The organism is Methyloversatilis sp. (assembly GCF_051861465.1).
In the GTDB taxonomy this organism is placed as follows: domain Bacteria; phylum Pseudomonadota; class Gammaproteobacteria; order Burkholderiales; family Rhodocyclaceae; genus Methyloversatilis.
On record NZ_JBHYCQ010000017.1, the window covers coordinates 1 to 22,876 of the forward strand.

Annotated in this window: 22 protein-coding genes, 1 tRNA gene and 1 pseudogene; 17 read left to right on the plus strand and 7 right to left on the minus strand. The window is 65.4% G+C overall.

What is annotated here, in order from left to right:
- Window positions 1-88: 88 nt before the first annotated feature.
- From fabI to ACTIFF_RS17235, 3 genes are all read left to right on the plus strand, one after another.
- Window positions 89-847: an enoyl-ACP reductase FabI gene (gene fabI / locus ACTIFF_RS17225; RefSeq protein WP_439537948.1), complete on the plus strand. Its 759-nt coding sequence runs from the start codon at window positions 89-91 to the stop codon at window positions 845-847.
- 105 nt (window positions 848-952) lie between these two features.
- Window positions 953-2,386, plus strand: coding sequence for a bifunctional enoyl-CoA hydratase/phosphate acetyltransferase (locus ACTIFF_RS17230; protein WP_439537949.1), 1,434 nt, complete (start codon window positions 953-955; stop codon window positions 2,384-2,386).
- A complete protein-coding gene (locus ACTIFF_RS17235) occupies window positions 2,383-3,591 on the plus strand; it encodes an acetate/propionate family kinase (RefSeq protein ID WP_439537950.1) in 1,209 nt (402 codons plus the stop codon). The genes ACTIFF_RS17230 and ACTIFF_RS17235 overlap by 4 nt, the downstream gene beginning before the upstream one ends.
- A 33-nt stretch (window positions 3,592-3,624) precedes the next feature.
- Here the strand turns inward: ACTIFF_RS17235 and ACTIFF_RS17240 are convergent, their stop codons facing one another.
- Window positions 3,625-4,479: a YicC/YloC family endoribonuclease gene (locus tag ACTIFF_RS17240; protein ID WP_439537973.1), complete on the minus strand. Its 855-nt coding sequence runs from the start codon at window positions 4,477-4,479 to the stop codon at window positions 3,625-3,627.
- A 163-nt stretch (window positions 4,480-4,642) separates the two neighbouring features.
- Between ACTIFF_RS17240 and ACTIFF_RS17245 the strand changes: the two genes are divergently transcribed.
- From ACTIFF_RS17245 to hemW, 5 genes are read left to right on the plus strand one after another with little or no spacing between them, the layout of a single operon-like run.
- A complete protein-coding gene (locus ACTIFF_RS17245) occupies window positions 4,643-5,611 on the plus strand; it encodes a serine/threonine protein kinase (protein WP_439537951.1) in 969 nt (322 codons plus the stop codon).
- Window positions 5,608-6,528: a PP2C family protein-serine/threonine phosphatase gene (locus tag ACTIFF_RS17250; RefSeq protein WP_257081989.1), complete on the plus strand. Its 921-nt coding sequence runs from the start codon at window positions 5,608-5,610 to the stop codon at window positions 6,526-6,528. Before ACTIFF_RS17245 ends, ACTIFF_RS17250 begins: the two co-directional genes overlap by 4 nt.
- A 2-nt stretch (window positions 6,529-6,530) precedes the next feature.
- Window positions 6,531-7,253 carry a ribonuclease PH gene (rph, locus tag ACTIFF_RS17255; RefSeq protein WP_257097916.1) on the plus strand — a complete coding sequence of 241 codons (723 nt, stop codon included), beginning with the start codon at window positions 6,531-6,533 and terminating at the stop codon, window positions 7,251-7,253.
- Entirely contained in the window at window positions 7,250-7,852 is a 603-nt protein-coding gene (gene rdgB / locus ACTIFF_RS17260; RefSeq protein WP_439537952.1) for an RdgB/HAM1 family non-canonical purine NTP pyrophosphatase, read from the plus strand. Before rph ends, rdgB begins: the two co-directional genes overlap by 4 nt.
- The gene (gene hemW / locus ACTIFF_RS17265) at window positions 7,849-9,069 is read left to right on the plus strand and encodes a radical SAM family heme chaperone HemW (RefSeq protein WP_439537953.1); all 1,221 of its coding nucleotides are present in this window, start codon (window positions 7,849-7,851) and stop codon (window positions 9,067-9,069) included. The genes rdgB and hemW overlap by 4 nt, the downstream gene beginning before the upstream one ends.
- A gap of 149 nt (window positions 9,070-9,218) precedes the next feature.
- Here hemW and trmB read toward each other — a convergent pair whose 3' ends face one another.
- The 4 genes from trmB to ACTIFF_RS17285 form a co-directional block, all read right to left on the minus strand.
- Window positions 9,219-9,911, minus strand: a complete 693-nt coding sequence (trmB, locus tag ACTIFF_RS17270; RefSeq protein WP_439537954.1) for a tRNA (guanosine(46)-N7)-methyltransferase TrmB — start codon at window positions 9,909-9,911, stop codon at window positions 9,219-9,221.
- A gap of 68 nt (window positions 9,912-9,979) precedes the next feature.
- Complete coding sequence (locus ACTIFF_RS17275; RefSeq protein ID WP_439537955.1) at window positions 9,980-10,774, minus strand: thiazole synthase; 795 nt, start codon at window positions 10,772-10,774, stop codon at window positions 9,980-9,982.
- 15 nt (window positions 10,775-10,789) lie between these two features.
- A complete protein-coding gene (gene thiS / locus ACTIFF_RS17280; protein ID WP_305632714.1) occupies window positions 10,790-10,993 on the minus strand; it encodes a sulfur carrier protein ThiS in 204 nt (67 codons plus the stop codon).
- A 109-nt stretch (window positions 10,994-11,102) separates the two neighbouring features.
- Window positions 11,103-13,295 (minus strand): TonB-dependent receptor family protein, encoded by a 2,193-nt coding sequence (locus ACTIFF_RS17285; RefSeq protein WP_439537956.1) that lies wholly within the window; start codon window positions 13,293-13,295, stop codon window positions 11,103-11,105.
- A 185-nt stretch (window positions 13,296-13,480) separates the two neighbouring features.
- On the opposite strand from ACTIFF_RS17285, the gene ACTIFF_RS17290 reads away from it, so the two are divergent.
- The 3 genes from ACTIFF_RS17290 to ACTIFF_RS17300 all read left to right on the plus strand — a co-directional run bounded on the left by ACTIFF_RS17290 (window position 13,481) and on the right by ACTIFF_RS17300 (window position 15,368).
- On the plus strand, window positions 13,481-13,933 hold the full coding sequence (locus ACTIFF_RS17290) for a hypothetical protein (RefSeq protein WP_439537957.1): 453 nt from the start codon (window positions 13,481-13,483) through the stop codon (window positions 13,931-13,933).
- A 79-nt stretch (window positions 13,934-14,012) separates the two neighbouring features.
- Window positions 14,013-14,086, plus strand: a tRNA-Gly gene (locus ACTIFF_RS17295).
- Between the two features lie 304 nt (window positions 14,087-14,390).
- On the plus strand, window positions 14,391-15,368 hold the full coding sequence (locus ACTIFF_RS17300; protein ID WP_439537958.1) for a DUF481 domain-containing protein: 978 nt from the start codon (window positions 14,391-14,393) through the stop codon (window positions 15,366-15,368).
- Here the strand turns inward: ACTIFF_RS17300 and ACTIFF_RS17305 are convergent, their stop codons facing one another.
- On the minus strand, window positions 15,369-15,917 hold the full coding sequence (locus ACTIFF_RS17305; protein WP_439537959.1) for a flavin reductase family protein: 549 nt from the start codon (window positions 15,915-15,917) through the stop codon (window positions 15,369-15,371).
- Window positions 15,918-16,070: 153 nt separating this feature from the next.
- On the opposite strand from ACTIFF_RS17305, the pseudogene mutY reads away from it, so the two are divergent.
- The 4 genes and pseudogenes from mutY to ACTIFF_RS17325 all read left to right on the plus strand — a co-directional run bounded on the left by mutY (window position 16,071) and on the right by ACTIFF_RS17325 (window position 19,244).
- Window positions 16,071-17,193: pseudogene (gene mutY, locus ACTIFF_RS17310) on the plus strand (A/G-specific adenine glycosylase).
- Entirely contained in the window at window positions 17,190-17,447 is a 258-nt protein-coding gene (locus ACTIFF_RS17315; protein WP_439537960.1) for a YkgJ family cysteine cluster protein, read from the plus strand. The pseudogene mutY and the gene ACTIFF_RS17315 overlap by 4 nt, the downstream one beginning before the upstream one ends.
- A gap of 220 nt (window positions 17,448-17,667) precedes the next feature.
- Complete coding sequence (locus tag ACTIFF_RS17320) at window positions 17,668-18,501, plus strand: class I SAM-dependent methyltransferase (protein WP_439537961.1); 834 nt, start codon at window positions 17,668-17,670, stop codon at window positions 18,499-18,501.
- A gap of 44 nt (window positions 18,502-18,545) precedes the next feature.
- The gene (locus tag ACTIFF_RS17325) at window positions 18,546-19,244 is read left to right on the plus strand and encodes a hypothetical protein (protein WP_306477588.1); all 699 of its coding nucleotides are present in this window, start codon (window positions 18,546-18,548) and stop codon (window positions 19,242-19,244) included.
- A 25-nt stretch (window positions 19,245-19,269) separates the two neighbouring features.
- Here the strand turns inward: ACTIFF_RS17325 and ACTIFF_RS17330 are convergent, their stop codons facing one another.
- Complete coding sequence (locus ACTIFF_RS17330; protein ID WP_439537962.1) at window positions 19,270-19,890, minus strand: response regulator; 621 nt, start codon at window positions 19,888-19,890, stop codon at window positions 19,270-19,272.
- Window positions 19,891-20,125: 235 nt separating this feature from the next.
- Between ACTIFF_RS17330 and ACTIFF_RS17335 the strand changes: the two genes are divergently transcribed.
- Together ACTIFF_RS17335 and ACTIFF_RS17340 are read left to right on the plus strand one after the other, a co-directional pair.
- Window positions 20,126-20,800 (plus strand): response regulator, encoded by a 675-nt coding sequence (locus ACTIFF_RS17335; RefSeq protein ID WP_439537963.1) that lies wholly within the window; start codon window positions 20,126-20,128, stop codon window positions 20,798-20,800.
- Complete coding sequence (locus ACTIFF_RS17340; protein ID WP_439537964.1) at window positions 20,797-22,659, plus strand: ATP-binding response regulator; 1,863 nt, start codon at window positions 20,797-20,799, stop codon at window positions 22,657-22,659. Before ACTIFF_RS17335 ends, ACTIFF_RS17340 begins: the two co-directional genes overlap by 4 nt.
- Window positions 22,660-22,876 lie beyond the last annotated feature (217 nt).

Below are 22,876 nucleotides of genomic sequence, written 5' to 3' on the forward strand. Positions count from 1 at the left end.
GCTCCGTCGAAGCGATGACCGATCATAACCACGGCATGTAAACGGACGATGAAGCGGGTTTTTCTACAGCCTCAACGGCAACAAGGGCGTGCTCAGCGGCAAGCGGGCACTGATCATCGGCGTCGCCAACGAGAACTCGATCGCCTGGGGCTGCGCGCGCGCGCTGCACGCGGCAGGTGCTGAACTGGCGATCACCTATCTCAACGACAAGGCGAAACCCTTTGTCGAACCGCTGGCGAAGGAACTCGGCGCCGAACTGCTGCTGCCGCTCGACGTGTCGGTGGCGGGTCAGATGGAAGACGTTTTTGCGGCGATCCACACCACATGGCGTCGCCTGGACATTGCGCTGCACTCGATCGCGTTTGCGCCCCGGGAGGCGCTGGCCGGCGGTCTGATCGATTGCCCGGCTGATGCATTCGCCAAGGCCATGGACGTATCGTGTCATTCCTTCATCCGCATGGCCCGCCTGGCTGCGCCGCTGATGACCGACGGCGGCTCGCTGTTCGCGATGAGCTACATGGGTGCCAACAAGGTGGTGCCCAACTACAACGTAATGGGCCCGTGCAAGGCGGCGCTCGAGGCGTCCGTGCGCTATCTGGCGTTCGAACTTGGCGCGAAGGGCATCCGCGTGCATGCCATCTCGCCAGGGCCGCTGCGCACCCGGGCGGCGTCCGGACTCAAGGAATTCGATGAACTGATGTATGAAGCAGTCCAGAAGTCGCCGATCGGCGAGCGGGTCGACATCGACGATGTGGGCGTCGCCCTGACCTATCTCGCCACCGATTACGCACGCCGCCTGACCGGCTCGACCTTCTATGTGGACGGCGGTCACAACATCATGGCTTGATGCGGATGCAGACCCCGGGCGCTCCCGGCGGAACCGGGGTCCGGCCCATCAGCCGCGGCGCGTACCTTCCCGACAATACCGATACACCCTGAACGCGGACAGCTCATGAACCACGTCACCGATCCCGATTCGCTCTGGATAGAAAACCGCACGTACGACGAAATCGCCGTAGGCGACACGGCCACCCTGCTGCGCACGCTGCGCAACGAAGACATTCACATGTTCGCCATCATGTCCGGCGACATCAACCCGGCGCACGTCGATGCCGAATACGCCCGCTCGTCCATCTTCACCGAGGTCATCGCCCACGGCATGTGGGGCGGCGCGCTGATCTCCACCCTGCTGGGCACCCAGTTTCCCGGTCCCGGCACGATCTACGTCGACCAGACACTGCACTTCAGCCGCCCGGTACGGGTCGGCGACACCGTCACCGTGACGGTGCGCTGCGATCGCAAGTTCGATCACAACAAGCACATGATCCTCGACTGCGTGTGCATCAATCAGCACGGAGAGAAGGTGATTCACGGCACGGCGGAAGTACTGGCGCCGAGCGACAAGGTCCGGCTGGTCAAGACGGAGTTGCCGGAATTCCGGCTGTCCGACACGAGGAAGACGCGTTTCGAGCGCCTGATGCAGGTCACGCACGGCCTGACGCCGATTTCGATGGCGGTGGCGCATCCCTGCGATGCGGAATCGCTGCGCGGCGCCCTGCTGGCGCGAGACCGTGGCCTGATCGTGCCGACGCTGGTCGGCCCCGAGCCGAAAATCCGCCGGCTGGCCGAGGAGTTCGGCATGGATCTCGGCGATTGCCGGATCGTCGACACCCTGCACAGCCATGCCTCGGCCGAGCGCGCGGTGGCACTGTGCCGCACCGGCGAGTGCGAAGCCCTGATGAAGGGCAGCCTGCACACCGATGAACTGGTCAGCGAGGTGATCCGCAAGGACACCGGCCTGCGGACGGCACGCCGCATGAGCCATGTGTTCGTGATGGACGTGCCGACCTATCCGCGGCTGATGCTGATCACCGATGCGGCGATCAATGTGGCGCCGACGCTGCTGGAAAAGGCCGACATCGTGCAGAACGCGATCGACCTTGCGCACATCCTGCACATTCCGGAGCCCAGGGTCGCCCTGCTGGCCGCGGTCGAAACGGTCAATCCGGCAATGCCGTCAACGCTCGACGCCGCCGCATTGTGCAAGATGGCGGACCGCGGTCAGATCCGGGGCGGGCTGCTCGATGGCCCGCTGGCCTTCGACAATGCGATCTCGGCAGCGGCGGCGCTCACCAAGGGCATCCGGTCGGTGGTGGCCGGACAGGCCGACATCCTCGTGGTGCCCGACATCGAGTCGGGCAACATGCTCGCCAAACAGCTGGAGTACCTCGCCGAGGCGCTGTCTGCCGGCATCGTTCTGGGCGCCCGCGTACCGTTCGTGCTGACCAGTCGTGCCGACTCCGCCGAGACCCGGACCACGTCGACCGCCATCGCCGTCGTCATGGCACACGCAAAGCGCAATGCAGTGACCCGGAGCGATGCATGAGCGATGCCGTGCTGACGCTCAACGCCGGCTCCAGTTCGGTGAAGTTCGCGCTGTTCGCGTTGCCGGCGAACCCGCGCGACGTGCCGCAGCACGCCCGCATGACCGGCCGCATCGATGGCATCGGGGCGGCCGGGCGGCCGGTCCGCCTGACGGCAGAGGATGCGGCGGGCAACCGGCTGGAGGATGTCGAGCTGCCCATCGAGGGCTCCGCGGAACTGCAGCACCGCGAGGCGCTGCGCCGTCTGGCGCAGTGGCTTCATGACTGCGATGCCGGATTGCGCATCACGGCAGTCGGTCATCGCGTGGTGCATGGCGGGCGGCAGTTTTCGGCACCTGTCCTGCTCGATGCACGGGTGATCGCTGCCTTGCGCGATCTGGTTCCCCTGGCGCCCCTGCATCAGCCGCACAACCTTGCCGGCATCGATTCGATGGCCCGTGCGCTGCCCGGTGTGCCGCAGGTGGCCTGCTTCGATACGGCATTCCACCGCACGCAGCCGGACCTTGCACAGATGTTCGCGCTGCCGCGCCGGATCACCGACGAAGGCGTGCTGCGTTACGGCTTCCATGGCCTGTCGTACGAATTCATCGCCGACGTGCTGCCGCAGCATCTGCCGGCCGCCCAGGCCGACGGACGCGTGATCGTCGCGCACCTCGGCAACGGTGCATCGATGTGCGGCATGGTCGCGCGCAGAAGCCAGGCAACCAGCATGGGATTCACCGCGGTCGACGGACTGATGATGGGCACCCGTTCAGGCAGCCTCGACCCCGGCGTACTGCTTTACCTGATGGAACGGCACGGCATGGACGTACAGGCGCTGACCCGCCTGCTGTACAGCGAATCCGGCCTGCTCGGCGTGTCGGGGCTGTCTTCGGACATGCGCACGCTGCTCGAATCGGATACTGCCGAGGCGGCGCAGGCAGTCGACCTGTTCTGCTATCGGGCGGTACGGGAGATCGGCTCGCTGGCCGCCGCCCTCGAAGGCATCGACGCGCTGGTATTCACCGGCGGCATCGGCGAGCACGCGGCCGCCGTGCGCGAGCGGATCTGCCAGCCGCTCGGCTGGATGGGCGTCGCGTTCGACGCGGCCGCCAATGTGGCGGGCGCAACCCGCATCAGCGAACTCGACAGCCGGGTGGCCGTGTGCGTCATTCCGACCAACGAAGAATGGATGATCGCGCGGCACACCGCCGGACTGCTGTGTTGACGACAGGCGCGGCAGCGACGATGCCGCGTGCACCTACTCGATGTTCTGCACCTGTTCGCGCATCTGTTCGATCAGCAGTTTCAGTTCCATCGCCACATTGCCGACGTCCTGCGCGACCGATTTGGACGCCAGCGTATTGGCTTCGCGGTTCAGTTCCTGCATCAGAAAGTCGAGCCGCTTGCCGGCGGAGCCCCCCTTCGAGAGGATGCGCTCCACTTCCTCGAGGTGCGCGCTCAGGCGGTTCAGTTCCTCGGCCACATCGATGCGCACCGCAAACAGGCCGACTTCGGTGCGGATGCGCTCATCGTCTGCGCTGCCGATGGCTTCCTGCAGGCGCTGGGTGAGCTTCGCCTGATACTCCTGCACCACTTCCGGTACGCGCGGCGTGACCTGGGCGACCAGTTCGCGCATGCGCGTCACGCGTTCCATCAGCATCGCGGCGAGCCGCACCCCCTCCCGCTGGCGCGATGCGGTGAGCTCGCCCAGCGCCTGCCGCACGGCGCGACCGGCCGCCTCGAGCAGCGCCTCGGCCGACACCGCCTCGTCACCGAGCATGCCGGGCCAGCGCAGCACTTCGGCCACCGACAGCGGCGCAGCGTCAGGCAGGGCGTCGCGCACACTGGCATCGAGCGCCACCAGCCGGGCCAGCAGCGGCGCGCTGAGCGCCAGTTCGCGCGCACTGTCGCCGCCTGTCTGCAGGCCGCCACGGCAATCCACCTTGCCGCGCGACAGCGCGCCGGTGATCTGCTCGCGCAGCAGCGGCTCTGCGACACGCAATTCGTCAGGCAAGCGGAAGTGCAGGTCGAGGAAACGAGAATTCACCGTCCGCAGCTCAAGATTCAGCGTTGTCTGGCCGACAGCCACTGCAGCTGTCGCAAAACCCGTCATGCTGTGAATGCTTCCCACGCGATGTTCCCTCAATGATTGTCAGGCATGATCCGCGTGGTCACTGATGGTCTGCGCGATCGCCTGAGTGGCTGTCGGGCAGCTTTACAGCGTGTTACCAAACGCCCAGAATCGCGCCAAAACCAGGATCATAGCGGCCCGCAGAATGCCCCCACAAGTCAATTGCGCCCTGCCGCCGGGCTTCGAACTCGATCAATACCGCATCCACAGCCAACTGAGCCTGGGTGGGTTTTCGATCGTCTACCTGGCGCACGACCGCGATGAGACGGCGGTGGCCATCAAGGAATACCTGCCGAACGCGTTGGCGCTGCGCGAAGACGGCCAGATCACCCCGAACATTCCCGAAGAATTCCTGCCTGCGTTCCGCTACGGCATGAAGTGTTTCTTCGAAGAAGGCCGGGCGCTGGCCGGTCTGAATCACCCGAATGTGGTGCGCGTGCTCAATTTCTTTCGCGCCAACGAAACTGTGTACATGGTGATGCGCTACGAGCGCGGCCGCACGCTTCAGGAGTACATCACGCGCCGGCGCGGCGAAATTCGCGAAAGCTTCATCCGCTATGTGTTTACACGGCTGTTGAACGGCTTGCGCGAAGTGCATGCGCACAAGTTGCTGCACCTCGATCTGAAGCCGTCGAACATCTATCTGCGCAACAACGGCTCGCCGGTGCTGCTGGACTTCGGCGCGGCGCGCACCACGCTGATGGCCGACACGCCGATGCTCAAGCCGATGTACACGCCCGGCTTCGCAGCGCCCGAACACTATCGCAACCGCGATCTGCTCGGCCCGTGGAGCGACATCTACAGCGTGGGTGCCAGCATGTACGCCTGCCTGTCGGGCGGACCGCCGCAGGCCGCCGACCAGCGGCTGGACAGCGACAGCGTGATCCTCGCGTCGCAGCGCTGGATCGGTCAGTACTCGCCGCAGCTGCTCGAAACCATAGACTGGTGCATGGATCTGAACCATCTGAAGCGGCCGCAAAGCGTATTTGCGCTGCAGAAGGCGCTGGCGACCTGGGAGCGCGATCAGGTCGAGCCCGTGGCGGCGGTCGAGAGCACCGAAGACAACTGGCTGGACCGCGTACGCGCCCGGCTGAGCGCGCTGGTGGGCAAATGAGATTCACGATCTTTCAGGAGAGCCGGGTCGGCAAGCGCAAGTCCAATCAGGACCGCATGGCCTATTCGTATTCGCGCGATGCGCTGCTGATGGTGATCGCCGACGGCATGGGCGGCCACCTGCAGGGCGAGGTCGCGGCGCAGATCGCCGTGCAGTACATGGTCGAATCCTTCCAGCGCGAGGCCAAACCGCGCCTGGCCGATCCCTTCCTCTTCCTGTCGCGCGGCCTGACCAATGCGCATTGCGCCATTCTCGATTACGCCGACGAGCGCGACATCGAAGACGGCCCGCGCACCACCTGTGTCGCCTGCGTGATCCAGGATTCGGTGGCCTACTGGGCGCACGCCGGTGACTCGCGGCTGTACGTGCTGCGCGCCGGTCACGTGATGACGCAGACGCGCGACCACTCGCGCGTGCAGCGCATGATCGATCGCGGCCTGCTGGATGAGGATGGCGCGATGACCCATCCGCACCGCAACCGCATCTACAGCTGCCTCGGTGGTCCGATCGCGCCGCAGATCGAGTACTCGCGCAAGACGCCGCTGCTCGCCGGCGATACGGTGTTCCTGTGCAGCGACGGCGTGTGGGGGCCGCTGGGCAACGACCAGCTGCTCAGGCTGTTCACCGAAATCGACGTGATGCAGGCCGTGCCGCGCGTGATGGACAGTGCCGAAGCCGCCGGTGGCGAAACCTGCGACAACCTGACCATGGTTGCGCTGAACTGGCACGACAGCTATGCCGAGGAACCTCGCGGCTCGGTGACGACCAAAACATTGCCGCTGGACCGGCACACCACGGTGCTCGAAGGCTTCGGCGACCGCGTGCCGATCCGCGAGGACTGGGACGAGTCGGCCATCGAAGCAGCCATCTCCGAAATCAATTCCGCCATCAACAAGTATTCCTCCAAAGGACAGTGACAGTGACCCGACCCAGTGGCCGCCGGCCCGACGAAGCGCGCACGCTGCGCATCACCCGCAATTTCACGCAGCATGCGGAGGGCTCTGTCCTGATCGAAGTCGGTGACACGCGCGTGCTGTGTACCGCCAGCGTCGAGGAAAGCCTGCCGCCCTTCCTGCGCGGCAAGGGTCAGGGCTGGGTGACCGCCGAGTACGGCATGCTGCCGCGCTCGACGCACACGCGCAGCGCGCGTGAAGCGGCCAAGGGCAAGCAGAGCGGACGCACGCAGGAAATCCAGCGCCTGATCGGCCGCAGCCTGCGCTCGGTCACCGATCTGGTCGCGCTGGGCGAGCGCCAGATCACGCTCGACTGCGACGTGCTGCAGGCCGATGGCGGCACGCGCTGCGCGTCCATCACCGGCGCCTGCGTGGCACTGCACGATGCGCTGAGCGGCCTGGTGAGCCAGGGCCTGATCGAACGCAACCCGCTGCGCGAACTGGTGGCGGCCGTGTCGGTCGGCATTCACGAAGGCACGCCGGTACTCGATCTGGACTATCCGGAAGATTCCGCCTGCGACACCGACATGAACGTGGTGATGACCGCCAGCGGCGGTCTGTGCGAAGTGCAGGGCACGGCGGAAGGCAAGACGTTCTCGCGCGCCGAGCTGGGCACGCTGATGGATCTCGCGCAAGCCGGCATCGAAGGGCTGATCGCCGCACAACGCCGTGCACTCGGGCTGCCATGAAAATCGAAAAACTCGTGCTGGCCAGCAACAACGCCGGCAAATTGCGCGAACTGTCGGCGATGCTGGCGCCGCTCGGCATCGAAGTGATCACGCAGGCCTCGCTCGGAGTCGCCGAAGCGGACGAGCCGCATGTCACCTTCGTCGAGAATGCGCTGGCGAAGGCTCGCCATGCCTCGCGCGAAACCGGTCTGCCCGCGCTGGCCGATGACTCGGGCCTGTGCGTGCGTGCGCTCGGCGAGCGGCCCGGCGTGCTGTCGGCGCGCTACGCCGGCGAGCCGAAATCCGATGTCGCCAACAACGCGAAGGTGGTGTCCGAACTGCATGGCATCGAGGACCGCAGGGCACATTTCTATTCGGTCATCGTGCTGGTATGCGACGCCGATGACCCGCGGCCATTGATCGCCGACGGCGAGTGGCACGGCGAAATCATCGAGTCACCGCGGGGCGATGCCGGCTTCGGCTACGACCCGCACTTCTGGGTGCCGTCGCTTGAACAGACCGCTGCCGAACTGACACCCGAACTGAAGAACACGCTGTCGCATCGCGCCTCGGCCATGCGTCACCTGCTGACGCGGCTGCAGGCGCTCACCGGCGGATGAGCCGGGTCATTCCGCTGGTCCCGGCGCGGTCGCCCAGTTCGCGGCACTCGCCGGCCGATCAGCCGGCCGCACTCGAATTCACCGTACCGCCACCGCTCGCCCTGTACATCCACTTTCCGTGGTGTGTGCGCAAGTGTCCGTATTGCGATTTCAACTCGCATGCGGTGCGCGACGGCATCCCGGAAGAGGCCTATCTCGCGGCGCTGGTCGCCGACCTCGAAGCTTCGCTGCCCGACATCTGGGGCCGGCGCATCCACAGCATCTTCTTCGGTGGCGGCACGCCCAGCCTGATGTCGCCCACCGGGCTGGACCGCCTGCTGACGGCGGTACGCGCCCGTGTGAATCTGGCGCCGGGTGCGGAAATCACGCTCGAAGCCAATCCGGGCACCGTGGAAGCCGAACGCTTCGCCGGCTTTCGCGATGCCGGCGTGAACCGGCTGTCGATCGGCGTGCAGAGCTTCGATGACCGTCACCTCGCCGCACTCGGCCGCATCCACGACGCCACGGAGGCACAGCGCGCGATCGAACTGGCGCAGCGCACCTTCGAGCGGGTGAACATCGACCTGATGTATGCCCTGCCGCAGCAGACGATGCGCGAAGCGTTGCGTGACCTCGACACCGCACTGGCCACCGGGGTGACGCATCTGTCCTGCTACCACCTGACGCTGGAACCCAACACCCCGTTCGCGGCGCATCCGCCCGAGCTGCCGGATGACGACGCCTCGGCCGACATGCAGGAGGCCATCGAGGCACGGCTGGCGGACGCCGGCTTCGTGCACTACGAAACATCGGCCTTCGCACAGCCGGGCAGGCAGTGCCTGCACAACCTGAACTACTGGCAGTTCGGCGACTACCTGGGCATCGGTGCCGGTGCGCACGGCAAGCTGAGTTTCCACGACCGCGTCCGACGCGACATGCGGCACAAGCATCCGAACGCCTACCTGGAAGCTGCTGCGCGCGGCGACTTCGTGCAGGAAGCACGCGAAGTCGGCGCGGCCGAGCTGCCGTTCGAATTCATGATGAATGCCGCGCGACTGAACGACGGCTTCGCGCTCGACCTGTTCGAGCGCCATACCGCCCTGCCGCTCGACGTGCTCATGCCGCGGCTGCTGGCGGCGCGCGAAGACGGCTTGCTGGAACTGGAGGCCGGCCGCGTGACCCCCACGTTGCGCGGAAGGCGCTTCCTGAACGAACTGCTGCAGCGCTTTCTGGACTGAATCGTCGAGCCGACGGCGCGACGGTTGGCCGGGGTGTGGAGCGTTGGGCATCGCTGCGCTCACCCCAACCTACACGCCGGGCTGGATTCGCAACCTCGCCTCACTCGTAGGTTGGAGTGAGCGCAGCGATGCCCAACACCGGCCAGAGCTCAGGCGACGCGGCGGAAGATGACGTCCCACACGCCGTGCCCCAGACGCAGGCCGCGCGCTTCGAACTTGGTCAGCGGACGGTAGTCCGGACGCGGCGCGAAGCCATCCGCGGTGTTCTCGAGCAAAGGTTCGGCGGACAGCACGTCCAGCATCTGCTGGCCGTAATCCTCGATGTCGGTCGCGCAGTGCAGATAGCCACCGGGTGCCAGTTTCGACGCCAGCTGGGCCACCAGCGGAGGCTGGATCAGCCGTCGCTTCAGGTGGCGCTTCTTCGGCCACGGATCGGGGAAATACACGTGGATGCCGGCCAGCGAGGCGGCGGAAATCATGTCGCGCAGCACCTCGACCGCATCGTGCTGGATCACCCGCACATTGTGCAGCCCCTGTTCGGCGATCAGCTTGAACATCGACCCCACGCCCGGGCCGTGCACCTCGATGCCGATGAAATCGGTGTCCGGCCGCGCAGCCGCGATTTCGGCGGTGGTGAAGCCCATGCCGAAACCGATTTCCAGCACCACCGGCGCATTCCGCCCGAACACGGCCGCGCAGTCGATCGCCTGCGCCGCATACGGGATGCCCCAGCGCGGCATGCCTTCTTCGATGGATCGCGTCTGCGCCGGCGACATGCGGCCCTGGCGCAGCACATAGCTGCGGATGTGACGGTGTTCCAGGCTGTCCGGGGTATCGGTCATGAAAGGCAATCAGGCGGGCGGCCCGCTCGGGCCGCAATGTCGGGACGATGGCACCAGGCAACGGCGGCTCAGCTGCCCGGCGTGATCAGGCCCGCGCTGGGCGAACTCGGTGCAGCGCTGTACAACTTGCGCGGCATGCGGCCGGCGAGGAAGGCTTCGCGACCGGCTTCGACCGCCTTCCTCATCGCGCTGGCCATCAGCACCGGCTGCTGTGCCCTGGCGATCGCGGTATTCATCAGCACACCATCACAACCCAGTTCCATCGCGATGGCGGCATCGGACGCCGTACCGACGCCGGCGTCGACAATGACCGGCACGCGTGCGTTGTCGATGATCAGCCGCAGGTTCCATGGATTCAGGATGCCCATGCCGGAGCCGATCAGGCTGGCCAGCGGCATCACCGCCACGCAGCCGATCTCTTCCAGCCGCTTGGCCTGTATCGGATCGTCCGAGCAATAGACCATGACATCGAAGCCGTCCTTCACCAGCGTTTCGGCGGCGGCCAGCGTCTGCGGCATGTCGGGGAACAGCGTGTCGGCGTCGCCCAGCACTTCGAGCTTCACCAGATTGTGGCCGTCGAGCAGTTCTCGCGCCAGACGCAGGGTGCGTACCGCGTCGTCGGCGGTGTAACAGCCGGCGGTGTTGGGCAGCAGCGTGTAGCGATCCGGCGGCAGCACGTCGAGCAGGCTGGGCTGGCCGGGTTCCTGTCCGATATTGGTACGGCGGATCGCCACCGTGATGATTTCGGCGCCCGACGCTTCGATCGCGTCGCGTGTTTCGTCGAAATCACGGTATTTGCCCGTACCCACCAGCAGCCGCGACGAAAACGTGCGGCGGCCGACCTGCCATGTATCGCTGCTCATCTGTATATGTCCGGATCAGCCTCCACCCACCGCAACGACGATTTCGACCCGGTCGCCATCGACCAGGCGCGTATCGGCATGCTGCGCACGCGGCACGATGCAGCCATTGCGCTCGACCGCGACCCGCTTGCCGGCCAGATCGAGCGCCGCAAGCAGCGCGCCGACCGTGGTATCCGGTGCCAGCGCCCGCGTTTCGCCATTCAGGGTGATGGAGGACATGTGGGAAGTCACGCACGAAGTCTACAGCGAATGGCTGACCTCGTCCGCCGCTGGCGCCAAACAAAAAGGGCCACTCCGCAGAGTGGCCCTCGCACAGGGAATGACGCGATCAGAACGCGTAACGGATGCCGGCGATCACCTGACGTTCGCGGCCGGCGAACTTGCCGTCGACCCGGCTGACCAGATATTCGCGGTCGGTCAGGTTGTAGGCGCTCAGGAAATAGCTGGTTTTCGAGCCTTGCGGACGGAAGTTCATTGTCGCGTTGAACACGGTGTAGGACGGAATGGTGCCTTCCTGACCGCTGTCCACTTCCACCGTGGTGTTTTCGCCGTCTGCGTACTGCTCGCTGACGCGATCGGCACCGAGGCGGGCATCGAAGCCGAGCGGGTTCTGATAGCCGACCGCCACCGACAGCAGATGCTTCGGTGCATAGGGCAGTCGGTTGCCGCTGGAAATGTTTTCCGATGCGACGTCCTTCTTGAACTTGGCCGTGAACAGATTGGTCCAGGACGCCGTCAGGTAGACGTTGTGCGTCGTGTTGTAGATCTGGCCGAAGTCGATGCGGCCCGCCATTTCGAGACCGGTCTGCTGCGACTCGCCGCCGTTGAAGAAGCGACCGTTGTCCTGGATGACGATCTCGTCGAAATCGGTATGAAACAGCGTCGACTCCAGCCCGATGCCCTTGAAGTACTTCGAGCGCACGCCCAGTTCCCAGTTGGTGCTTTCTTCCGGCTTGGTCCTGCTGACCACGGCGGTGTTGGCGCCACCCGGCGCTTCGATGTCGCGGTCCGGACGCGGCGGTGCGAAGCCCTTGTGCACGCCTGCAAACACCGTCGTGTTGTCGATGCCGTTCCACGCAATGCCGAAGCCCGGAATGACCTTGGACTGGCTGTTGTTCAGATACGACTCGGGGTTGTCCTGCGGCTGGCCTTCGGCCCGGCGCACATCCGTCTTGATCCGGACGTCTTCGTAGCGCACCCCCGGCGTGATTGCAAAATCACCGGCATAGAAAGTGTTCTGGAAGTAATAGGACTTGGCTTCGACCCGGATATCGATCTGTTCGCGATGGCCGGTCCCGCCATTCACGCCAGCGAATGATTCGGCAAAGCTCTGGCTCTGGAAGCGCGGGTCTGCGCCACGGAACTGGGCGCGGTTGATGTCTTCCTCGTGGTAGCGGAAGCCGACCACGGCATCGCTCGCAAGTCCGAAGGTGTTGTGCTTGAAATCAAGCCGCGGCTCGACGCCCCAGTACTCGTAGCTGCGCGGACGCCAGCGGCCACCGCACAGGCGCGAATTCGCTTCCGTCGCCACGACGCCGGGGCAACGATCCATCTCCGAACGGCCATTCAAACCGCCCGAATCGTTGATCTGGCGGAACGAGGCGCGGTCCGAGTCGACGTAATAGGCTTGCGTGCTCAGCTTGGCGGCATCGTTGATCTGGTAGATGTGCTGCAGCTGGAAGGTATTGCGCTCGTGCTGGAAGCGGTCCTGCTTGCCGGTCGGCGCCTGGAACTTGTCTTCCGCGTATTCGACCGACCCGAGGCCGGTTTCGGTGATGTGCGAGTCTTCCTTGTAGTAGCCGATCTTGCCGATCAGGGTCTGGTTCTTCGTCAGGTTGAGCTGGCCCTTGATGGCGACTTCGAACACGTCGAAGTCATGATTCTTGCGCACGCCGTCGCCCTTCTTTTCGGTGATGTCGAGCATGATGCCGCCGCGCTCACCCCCGACCCCCACATTGGCCTGCAGACCCTGATAGTCATTGTTGCCCCAGGTCGCGCTGACGCTGCCGGCGACGCCCTGCTTCGGAATCGGCTTGGTGACGAAATTGATCATGCCGCCGATGGTCTGCGGGCCGTACAGCACCTGACCCGAGCCCTTCACCACCTCGATGCGCTCGACACGGTCGATCGGCGTGGAATAGTGCGCCGACGGATCACCATAGGGCGCGAGGAACAGCGGCATCCCATCTTCGAGCAACAGCGTACGTGAAGTACGGCGCGGGTCGAGGCCGCGGATGCCGATGTTCAGGCCCAGACCGAACGAGTCTTCATCGACCACATGCACGCCCGGCACGGTGCGCAGCGCTTCCTTGATCGAGAACGGACGCTGGGCTTCCAGCTGTTCTGTCTCGAGCACCGAGGTGGAACCCGGGATGTGTTCGAGTTTGTAGGGCAGGATGCTGCCGCGGACGTTGATCGTATCGACCTCGACGGTTTTCGGCGCATTGACCTGCGCGAAAGTCGCCGACGGAAGGATGAAACAGCCGGCGATGGCTGCGGCGAGCAGCGTGGGCTTGTGCATGGGAGCTCCTCGGTTGGACAATTAACTATTTGTGCTCTAATGAATTTGACGCCGGGCGCAATATAGAGAGACAAGCCGCATGGCCGTAGGGAAAGATTCCCGACCGGCGTGCGGTGCGGCTTTTTCGCAACAAACCCTGTCCGGCGCGGTCGCATGCGCCTGTACAGACACTCGGGAGACTTGTGGTGAACAGCATCCGCCGATTGATTCGCATTGCCCTGATGGCATCACTGGCCGCTTCTACGGCTGCACAGGCCGCCGACCTGACCAAACAGGAACCGGTCACCGTCACGCTCAAGCTGGGCATCGTCGACGGCCAGCACCGCTTCACGCCCGATTCGCTGACGCTGGAGGCCGGCAAGCTGTACAAGCTGCGGCTCGAAAACACGGGCAGCCAGCCCTACTACTTCGGTTCGGCGGGTCTGGCCGACATGGTCTACACGCGCAAGGTCGTGGCACTGGATGCGACGGGCAAGGTGGTGGCCGAGGTCTACGGTCCGATCCGCCGCATCGAGATTTCGGCCGGGCACACGACAGAGTGGTGGTTCCTGCCGGTGCGCACCGGCGTGTTCGACGACGTGATATCGACGAAAAAGCTCGCCGACGGCGGTATGCGCGCGACGATAGAAGTGAAGTAGAGACCCCGGCCGCGCATCCTGTGACGGGTTACGCGGCCGTTCCGGTCACTGCCGGTTCCGGCGTACAATCCGCGGCGTTGCGGGTGTAGTTCAATGGCAGAACGGCAGCTTCCCAAGCTGCATACGTGGGTTCGATTCCCATCACCCGCTCCAGGCAATTCGTTCCGCGACCCGCCCCCGCATCCCCGCCTTCGGCAAAGCCGCCTCCCGCGGTCGCCGTGACCCGCACTTCCTCTTGTCCTACAGCCAGGCCCAGTCAGCAGATCTAGACTGGAAGCCGCTTTTTTTCCTCCGCTTCACGGCAGCCCCGGGTGTCCTCAGCGTCCGGTCTGCACATCGGGTCGAAGACCCGCTCTCCAGGCCGACGAACAGTCGGTCCGCACGTCACACCATCCGGGAGATTTCCATGCGCCTGCGACGCCTGCCGCCATTGCTTGCCCTTTTTTTTCCTGCATTCATGCTGAGTACGCCCGGTCATGCCGACGAGATCGAACTGACCAACGGTGACCGCATCACCGGGCGCATCGTGTCCAAGGCCGGCAACGAACTGGTCGTGCGCACCGACTACGCGGGCGAACTGCGGCTGCGCTGGGACCTCGTGAAAAGCCTGCGCACCTCGGAACCGGTCACCGTGATGACCGCGGGTGGCGATCTGCTCAACAGTGCGCAGCTGGCCGCCAGCGAAGCCGACAAGGTGGCGCTGTCGAATCCGAGTACCGAAGGCAATGTGAAGCGGGAGGACATCGCCTTCATCAATCCGACACCGGAACAGTCCGGCAATGGCGTGAGCTACAGCGGCCGGGTGAATCTGTCGGCCGCACTGGTGCGTGGCAACGCCGAGAACGACCGCATCTATGGTGATGGCGCGCTGGACGCGCGCGCCAAGGGTTACGCCTGGGGCCTCGGCATGAAGGTGGACCGGCGCAAGGACCGCGGTGTGAAGACGGCGCAGCAATGGCTGCTCAACGGCAACTACGACCACTTCGTCAATGAGCGTCAGTTCATCTACGCGCGCACCTCGTTCGAGCAGGACAAGATCAAGGACATCCAGCTGCGCACGACGGTCGGCGCCGGTTACGGCTGGCAGATCTTCGAGGACGAACAGACGCGGCTGTCGCTTCGTACGGGTCTCGATTACGTCAATGTGGACCGCATCGCCAGCCGGGACGACGACTATCCGGCGCTGGGCTGGGGTGTGCGCGCGTCGCACTGGCTGCTCGACCGGCGCGCCGAACTGTTCCACGACCAGGACGGGTTCTGGAGCATCGCCGATACCCAGCAGCTGACCATCCGTTCGAAAACCGGTGTGCGTCTGCCGATCGCCGCCGGCATGACCGCGTCGGCACAGCTCAATGCCGACTGGGAACGCACGCCGGCCCCCGGTCGCAAGGCCGTCGATTCGACGCTGCTGCTCGGGTTGGGCTACGCCTGGTGATCAGGGCTTGGCTTCGGGCTTGTCGATGCCGCGATAGCCGCCCCCGAAATACAGCAGCGGATCGCCGGCGCTGCGCTCGAAACGTTCCACCCGTCCGACGAAAATCAGGTGATCGCCACCCGCGTACTGGATGTCGTTGCGACATTCGAAGCGCGCGAGGCAGCCTTCGAGCAGTGGCGCGTCGCCCAGCCCCTGACCGGTGGCAAGCCCGGCGAAACGCTGTTCGCGACTGCCGGCGAAACGGCTCGACAGCGACCGCTGGTGAGCCCCCAGCACATGGATAGCGTAGTGCGAGCAGGCGCGGAAAGCCTCTTCGCTCGGCGAGCCGCACATCAGGCTCCACAGCACCAGCGGGGGATCGAGCGACACCGAATTGAAGGAATTCACGGTCAGGCCGACCGGGTCTCCGTTGGGCGCGCGGGTGGTCACGATGGTGATGCCGGTGGCGAACAGCCCCAACGCATCGCGAAAGGCACGGCTGTCGCGGGCGGGGTTGTTCATCGCGACGTGCGGAACCGCGTGGTCGCGTCCGGCAGGCAGATCGGACAAGGCACTGCCTGCGCGGCAGCGCGCGCGGGTCGGGCGGGCGGGTAGGTCATCAGGCGGACAAGCGTTGGTGAGCGCAGATTATCGCCGCTTTTGCGCAGCCGGCCAGCGTCCGGCGCCTACAATCCGCTGCCGAACCACGCCCCACGACACGACATGGCGCCACAAACCGACGAATCCCCGCTTGTACAGAACGACGACTTCGCCCCGACGCTGGTGCGCTGGCAACGTCTGCACGGCCGCCATGACCTGCCCTGGCAGCACGGCGACGCCTATGGGGTGTGGGTGTCGGAAATCATGCTGCAGCAGACCCAGGTGCAGACGGTGATCGGCTACTACGCCCGCTTCATGGCGCGCTTTCCGACGCTGGCTGCACTCGCGGCGGCCGACGAAGGCAGCGTGATGGAGTCATGGAGCGGCCTGGGCTACTACGCCCGCGCACGCAATCTGCACCGGGCGGCGCGCGAGGTCATGCAGCGCTTCGACGGACGCTTCCCGGCGGCGGCGGACGACATCGCCAGCCTGCCCGGCATCGGCCGCTCGACCGCCGCTGCCATCGCCACGTTCTGCTTTGGCGCGCACGAACCCATACTCGACGGCAACGTGAAGCGGGTGTTCGCCCGTGTTTTCGGCATCGAGGGCTATCCGGGCGGGCGTGTGGTCGAGCAGCAGATGTGGGCGCTTGCGCATGAGTTGATGCCGACGCGCGACGGCGCCGCCTACACGCAGGCCTTGATGGATCTGGGCGCCACGCACGGTATGCACGCGCGCCCGCCCGCGCTGTGCCGACTGCCCGCTGCGCGCGCGCTGCGTGGCTCAACGCGCCGGTCGCCAGCGCGAACTGCCGGCGCCGCGGCCGACGAAGGTCAGGCCGCAGCGGCTGCGCTTCGCACTGCTGATCGAATGCGCGGGCCGCGTGCTTCTGGAACGCCGTCCGGGTCAGGGCATCTGGGGCGGGCTGCTGAGCCTGCCGGAACTGACTGCGCAAACCCAGTCCGATGCGCTGGCCGAAGCAGGACACTGGCTGACGAGGCACGGCCTGTCGGGCCACGCGGCCGAGACGATGGCGCCGGTCGTCCATGGCTTCACGCATTTCGAATTGCATCTGGTGCCGCTGCATATATGCATCGCGAGCAGCGCCGCGCCTGTGCTGGCAGCGGAAACCGCGCTGCACTGGCAGCCACTGGACAGCGCCACCGAGGCGGCGCTGCCGGCGCCGGTGCGCAAGCTGCTCGCGCAGCACGATGCAGGCCGCGGCACGCCGCGACGCCTGCCATGAAGTGCCGCGACGGCTGCGGCGCCTGCTGCATTGCTCCTTCCATTTCCAGCCCGATTCCGGGCATGCCTCACGGCAAACCGGCCGGTGTGCGCTGCGTGCAACTTGACGAGCACGCGCGCTGCCGCATTTTCGGCTTGCCCGAGCGCCCTGCCTGCTGCGGCGGCCTGCAGCCGTCGGCCGACATGTGCGGCGACGGGCGCGCGCAGGCGCTGGTGTGGCTGGCGGAGCTGGAACACGCGACCCGCACTGTCTAGGCGCTGTTCTCGTTTGATTCGTGGACCGCGTTGCACCGCCTGGCCTGCCGGCCGGTCAGGCGGCATCGCCGCGCCCTGCCCTGCGACGCGCTGGACTGCAGGCGAGGAGCGCGCCCCCGCCTTAAATGCGGGAATACGGCGTTTTATCTGCGCTTATCAGCGCCTGTGACGGGCGTCACACGGAATAACGTTGTGGTATTGCGTTCCGTGGGCCATCCCCATGCACCTGTTCCGTGCCCTCACCGTGCAGTTCATTGCGTGGGCTGTTGCCGTGTTTGCCCTGCTTTACACGGTCACGCCGCCCGCCGGGCTGACCGCCGTCGTGATCATGCAGGGCGGCATTGCAGCTGCGCTGGCGCTTGCCATGGGCGCACCGCGCTGGTGGATCGTCATCCATCTGCTTTTTTCGCCGCTGGTGGTCGGTGCGCGTGCGCTCGACATTGCACCCGCCTGGTATCTGTTCGCCTTCCTCGCACTGTCGGCCATTTTCTGGTCGACCTTCCGCACGCGCGTGCCGCTGTTCCTGACCAATCAGGCGACCGCACGCGCACTGTTGCTGACGCTGCCGCAGGACAGGCCGGTGCATCTGGTCGATCTTGGTTGCGGCACCGGCAGCCTGCTGCGCCGGCTGGCCATGTCGCGCCCGGACTGCCGTTTCACCGGCATCGAAAACGCGCCGCTGCCCTGGCTGATCGCGCATCTGCGCAACCGCCACCTGCCGAATGTGACGATCCGCCGCGATGATCTGTGGTCGGCCCATCTGGGCCACTTCGACGTGGTGTATGCCTTTCTGTCGCCGGTGCCGATGCCGAAGCTGGGTCGCAAGGCAGCGCTGGAAATGCGACCGGACGCGCTGCTGATCGCCAACAGCTTCGAAATTCCGGGACTGAGCGCGGACCGCGTGGTCGAGGGCGAGCCCGGGGCGCGTGAGCTGTATGTCTACAGTTTCGCCGGCCGACGGAGCAACAACGAACCTGCCGCAAGTGGCGCGAACGCGGAATTGGCGCCCGTTCCGGCCCCAGTTCCGGGCGATGCCGGCGGGCTTGTCGCGTAACAATCACTCACCGAATTGCACTGGGTACGACGAGGAACATCACCATGGCTGAAATCATCTGTGTCATCGGCAACAAGGGCGGCACCGGCAAGACCACGCTGTCGCACATGCTCTGCCAGGGACTGGGACTGCTGAACCAGCGATCCGTGTGCGTGCTGACCGACATCGGGCGCGAACCGCTGGATCCGGAAGGCCGCCGCTACCTGACCGCGGACGCACGATCGCGCGATGCGCTCGCCAAGGTGGTGGAGAAGATCCGCGGGCTGAACAAGTGGATCGGCGTCATCGACGGCGGTGCCAATCGCAGCGACATGGATCGCCACCTGTACAGCCTCGCACACCTCGTTCTGTTGCCGTTCCGTGATTCGCACGAAGACATGCGCACCGTGCAGCAGGACCTGGAAGCCTTCCCGCGCGCGCTGGCGTTGCCGATGCAGTGGCCGACCAACAGCTGGGCACGCGAAGCGGCCGACCGTACGGTCGAAGCCCAGTTGGGCGCCTACCGCAACCGCATTCTGGAGCCGGTGTTCGCGATTTCCTCGTCGAAGCAGCTGCTGCAGAAGCGCATCCCGGACACGCTGCCGTCGCCGCTGGCCAATGCCTGCCGCAGGGTTGCCGCACCGGTGCTCGACATCCTGCGCATCGAGCACGAGGAAGTGGATATCGACGCCGAAGACACGATGGATGAACACGCCCGGACGCAGTCCCGGCGCGAGGTGGACGCCGCGATCGGCGCCCACTGACCGGCCCCTCAGCGGCGCGCGCGGGTCAGTGCGAGCGCCGGCGAGCTTGCTCGCGCGCCAGTGCGATCAGCAGTTGCGCGCGCGAACCCACCTTGTAGGCACTCAGGATGCGACTCACGTGCACCTTGACGGTGCCTTCGGCCAGTCCCAGCGATTCGGCGATTTCACGATTGCTGCACCCCTCGGCGAGCAGCAGCAGCACGCGCTGCTGCGCACGCGTCAGGCCATTGGGCGGCGGCGCATCGCTTGACTTCGAGCGCGCAGGTGGCGTGTAGAGGTTGCCATCGAGCACCTCGCGCACGGCCTCCACCAGTTGCGCCCCCGAATCACCCTTCGACACGAAACCCGATGCCCCCTGGCGCATGGCCCGGGAAACGGTCGGCTTGTCGCTCAATGCAGACACCACCAGCACCGGCAGCGAAGGATCACGCTCACGCAGCGTCGCAAGCAGCGAAAACCCGTTCATGCCGGGCATGATCAGGTCGGTGATCACCAGATCGATGTCGTCGCGTTCGTCAATCAGCGCGAGCGCATGCGCGGCGTCTGTCGCCTCGATGACACTCAGGGCGCCGCCCAGCCGGGACAGCGTCTGCGCCAGCCCCTCTCGCACCAGCGCGTGGTCGTCTATGACCAGTATGCATCCCAACGGAAGCTCCTTTGTTCGGCTGACCGCAGTGATGACCGCGGTGGCTGACATGATGCGGGCTCACAAAGCATGTCGGATGTACTGCGAAGCGATTCTAATCGCGCAAAACGCGACCCGATTCATCCATAGAGACTACGTCTTAAGTTATATTTTTCAGCGCGGCATCGTGTCGTTTCCGCCATCATGACCGCCTGTGAAAAGGTAAGCTGGCGGCCGACATCCCTGCGCAAGCACCATGAAGATACTGATCGTTGATGACCATCCGTTGATCCGCGAGGCACTGCGCCACGTGCTGCCCGGCCTCGCCGCCGATATCCGGCTGTATGACGCTTCGGATCTGGAGAGCGGACTGGCGCTGGCCGATCAGCATGCGGATCTCGACCTTGCGCTGCTCGATCTGACGCTGCCGGGCTGCAGCGGCATGAGTGCGTTGCGCACCTTCCGCTCGGCACAGCCTGCACTGCCCATCGTGGTGCTGTCCGGCTTCGACGACACGGACACCGTCATTTCGTCACTCGACGAAGGCGCCATGGGCTTCATTCCGAAGTCGAGCAGCAATGAAGTGCTGTTGGGCGCGCTGCGCCTCGTACTGTCCGGGGGCGTGTATGTGCCGCGCCAGGCGATCGCCGGCGAATACGGTCTGGGCGCACCGCGCCGCGATGACGCCCCGCGCAAACCGCAGACCGCATCGGACATCGGCCTGACCGAACGCCAGTCCGAGGTGCTGACGCTGATGGTTCAGGGCATGCCGAACAAGGAAATCTGCCGCGAGCTGAATCTGGCGGAAGGAACGGTGAAGGTGCACATCACCGCCATCCTGAAGGCGCTCGGCGCCACCAACCGCACCCAGGCGGTCGTCGCGGCGAGCCGCATCGGCCTCAAGCTCGGACCGTCGGGCGGTACGCAATGACGGTGCAACCGGGCATTCCGGTGCCCGAAAAGACGACCATCGAATCGCTGACCCGCGAACGCGGCGATGCGGCGGCCCTGCTCGACGCGCGGGAACAGTCACTGCTCGACAAGCAGGTGCGCGCGACCCAGATCGACATGCTGTATGCGAACCTTCGCACCGCCTTCGGCGGTCAGGTGCTTGGCACGGTACTGGTGGCGATCACCATGTACACGGCCTTCCCGCTGGTGACGGTCGCGCTCTGGTTCGCCGCGTCGGTCGCGAACCAGATTTCGCGTCTGGTGCTGCTGCGCATGTACAACCGCGCCGCCCCGGATGCCGACGACGCGCCACGCTGGGGCAACTACTGGCTGGTCGGCGCCGTGGTTTCGGGTGTGCTGTGGAGCTCCACGCTGTGGCTGTTCTTCAGTCCGGATGCGCCGCAACAACAGATCGTGCTGATGTCTTTGCTGGTGTCGGTATGCGGCGTGGCGGTCGCCATCACCTCGATGCACCTGCCGAGTTACTACGCCTTCCTGTTCACAACGCTGTTGCCGGTGATTGCCCGCTACATCTGGGAAGGCGGTCGTTATGACCTGCTGATCGCATTCATCGTGACCGTGCTGATGGTGGCGCTGTGGAAGGTGGGCCGCAATTTCAATGCGCTGATCGAACGCGCGCTGCGCAACCGCTACGCCAACGAGGTGCTGAGCAAGCGTCTGGAGGCCCAGAACGTCGAACTGTCGCAGGCACGGGACCGTGCCGATCAGGCCAGCCGTGCGAAAAGCCAGTTCTTCGCCGCCGCCAGCCACGACCTGCGCCAGCCGCTGCATGCCATGGGCCTGTTTGCTGCGGCCCTGTCGGCCAAGGCACGGGAGCCGGACGTGGCCAATCTGGTGACCAGCATCAGCAGTTCGGTCGAAGCGCTGGAAGGCCTGTTCAACGAGCTGCTCGACATTTCGAAGATCGACTCCGGCAAGGTGAAGCCGGAGATCACCGACGTGTCGGTCACGGCACTGTTCGACCGACTGCGCATGGACTTCGAGCCGGAAGCATTTGATCGCGGCCTGTCGTTCCGCATGCCATCGCGCAGCGCATGGGTACGCAGCGACCCGGTGCTGCTGGAGCGCATCCTGCGCAACCTGATTTCCAACGCCATGCGCTACACGCACACCGGTGGTGTGCTGGTCAGCACCCGGCTGCGCAAGGGCAAGCTTCGTTTCGAAGTGTGGGATACCGGCATGGGCATTGCACCGGACGATCAGGCGCGCATTTTCGAAGAGTTCGTGCAGCTGGCGAACGCCGAGCGCGACCGGCGCAAGGGGCTGGGGCTTGGCTTGTCCATCGTGCAGCGGCTGGCAGCGCTGCTCGGCCATCCGGTCAGCCTGTCGTCACGCCCCGGTCGCGGCACAGTGTTCCGGGTTGACGTGCCGATGGGGCGCGCGCCGGTCGTGCGTGTCGCCGCGGCACGCGTGGAACGCAGCCCGGCCGATCTGGGCGGGCGCTGCATTCTGGTGATCGACGACGAGGCGAGCATCGTCGACGGCATGAGCGCGCTGCTCGGCAGCTGGGGGGCGGATGCGCTGATCGCCGGCACCGCTGCAGAAGCGATGGCGCAGGTCACCGCGCGCGACGCGCCACCCGACCTGATCATTGCCGACTATCAACTGCGCGATGGCGAAATCGGGCCGGAAGTGGTGACCGCCGTCCGCCGGCACTTCGGGCTCGAAATTCCGGCCATCCTGGTCACCGGCAGCGCGACGCCGGAACGGCTGGAAGAAGCGCGCGATCTCGGACACCATCTGCTGCTGAAACCGGTCATGCCGGCCAAGCTGCGCACGCTGATCCAGTTCAAGCTGAAGGAAGCGGTGAAGGCCTGAACAGCCTGAGGTCTAGACCGAACGGACGATTGCTGCCCAACACCCCGTTTAACAGAATGAAGCCGTTGTGCACGTTGTGTCCCCTTGACGCGGTCTGCGAAGGCCGCGTTTTCTTTTGTGCGCCCGCTTTACAAGCCCGCCCGACCATCCGGGTGCGGGAAGCACGTTCACCTCGCGCGCCGCTGCTATGCTTTGCCGACATTCCGCGACAGAGGTG

Excerpts from the sequence above, each read along its gene's own strand:
- ACTIFF_RS17325 (WP_306477588.1), top strand. The coding sequence starts at position 18,546 with ATGGCTGAAATCATCTGTGTCATCGGCAACAAGGGCGGCACCGGCAAG.
- ACTIFF_RS17245 (WP_439537951.1), top strand. The coding sequence starts at position 4,643 with ATGCCCCCACAAGTCAATTGCGCCCTGCCGCCGGGCTTCGAACTCGAT.
- ACTIFF_RS17315 (WP_439537960.1), top strand. The coding sequence starts at position 17,190 with ATGAAGTGCCGCGACGGCTGCGGCGCCTGCTGCATTGCTCCTTCCATT.
- ACTIFF_RS17335 (WP_439537963.1), top strand. The coding sequence starts at position 20,126 with ATGAAGATACTGATCGTTGATGACCATCCGTTGATCCGCGAGGCACTG.
- thiS (WP_305632714.1), bottom strand. The coding sequence starts at position 10,993 with ATGTCCTCCATCACCCTGAATGGCGAAACGCGGGCGCTGGCACCGGAT.
- ACTIFF_RS17240 (WP_439537973.1), bottom strand. The coding sequence starts at position 4,479 with ATGACGGGTTTTGCGACAGCTGCAGTGGCTGTCGGCCAGACAACGCTG.
- ACTIFF_RS17230 (WP_439537949.1), top strand. The coding sequence starts at position 953 with ATGAACCACGTCACCGATCCCGATTCGCTCTGGATAGAAAACCGCACG.
- ACTIFF_RS17275 (WP_439537955.1), bottom strand. The coding sequence starts at position 10,774 with ATGAGCAGCGATACATGGCAGGTCGGCCGCCGCACGTTTTCGTCGCGG.
- ACTIFF_RS17235 (WP_439537950.1), top strand. The coding sequence starts at position 2,383 with ATGAGCGATGCCGTGCTGACGCTCAACGCCGGCTCCAGTTCGGTGAAG.
- trmB (WP_439537954.1), bottom strand. The coding sequence starts at position 9,911 with ATGACCGATACCCCGGACAGCCTGGAACACCGTCACATCCGCAGCTAT.
- ACTIFF_RS17300 (WP_439537958.1), top strand. The coding sequence starts at position 14,391 with ATGCTGAGTACGCCCGGTCATGCCGACGAGATCGAACTGACCAACGGT.
- hemW (WP_439537953.1), top strand. The coding sequence starts at position 7,849 with ATGAGCCGGGTCATTCCGCTGGTCCCGGCGCGGTCGCCCAGTTCGCGG.
- rdgB (WP_439537952.1), top strand. The coding sequence starts at position 7,250 with ATGAAAATCGAAAAACTCGTGCTGGCCAGCAACAACGCCGGCAAATTG.
- ACTIFF_RS17250 (WP_257081989.1), top strand. The coding sequence starts at position 5,608 with ATGAGATTCACGATCTTTCAGGAGAGCCGGGTCGGCAAGCGCAAGTCC.
- ACTIFF_RS17320 (WP_439537961.1), top strand. The coding sequence starts at position 17,668 with ATGCACCTGTTCCGTGCCCTCACCGTGCAGTTCATTGCGTGGGCTGTT.
- ACTIFF_RS17285 (WP_439537956.1), bottom strand. The coding sequence starts at position 13,295 with ATGCACAAGCCCACGCTGCTCGCCGCAGCCATCGCCGGCTGTTTCATC.
- ACTIFF_RS17340 (WP_439537964.1), top strand. The coding sequence starts at position 20,797 with ATGACGGTGCAACCGGGCATTCCGGTGCCCGAAAAGACGACCATCGAA.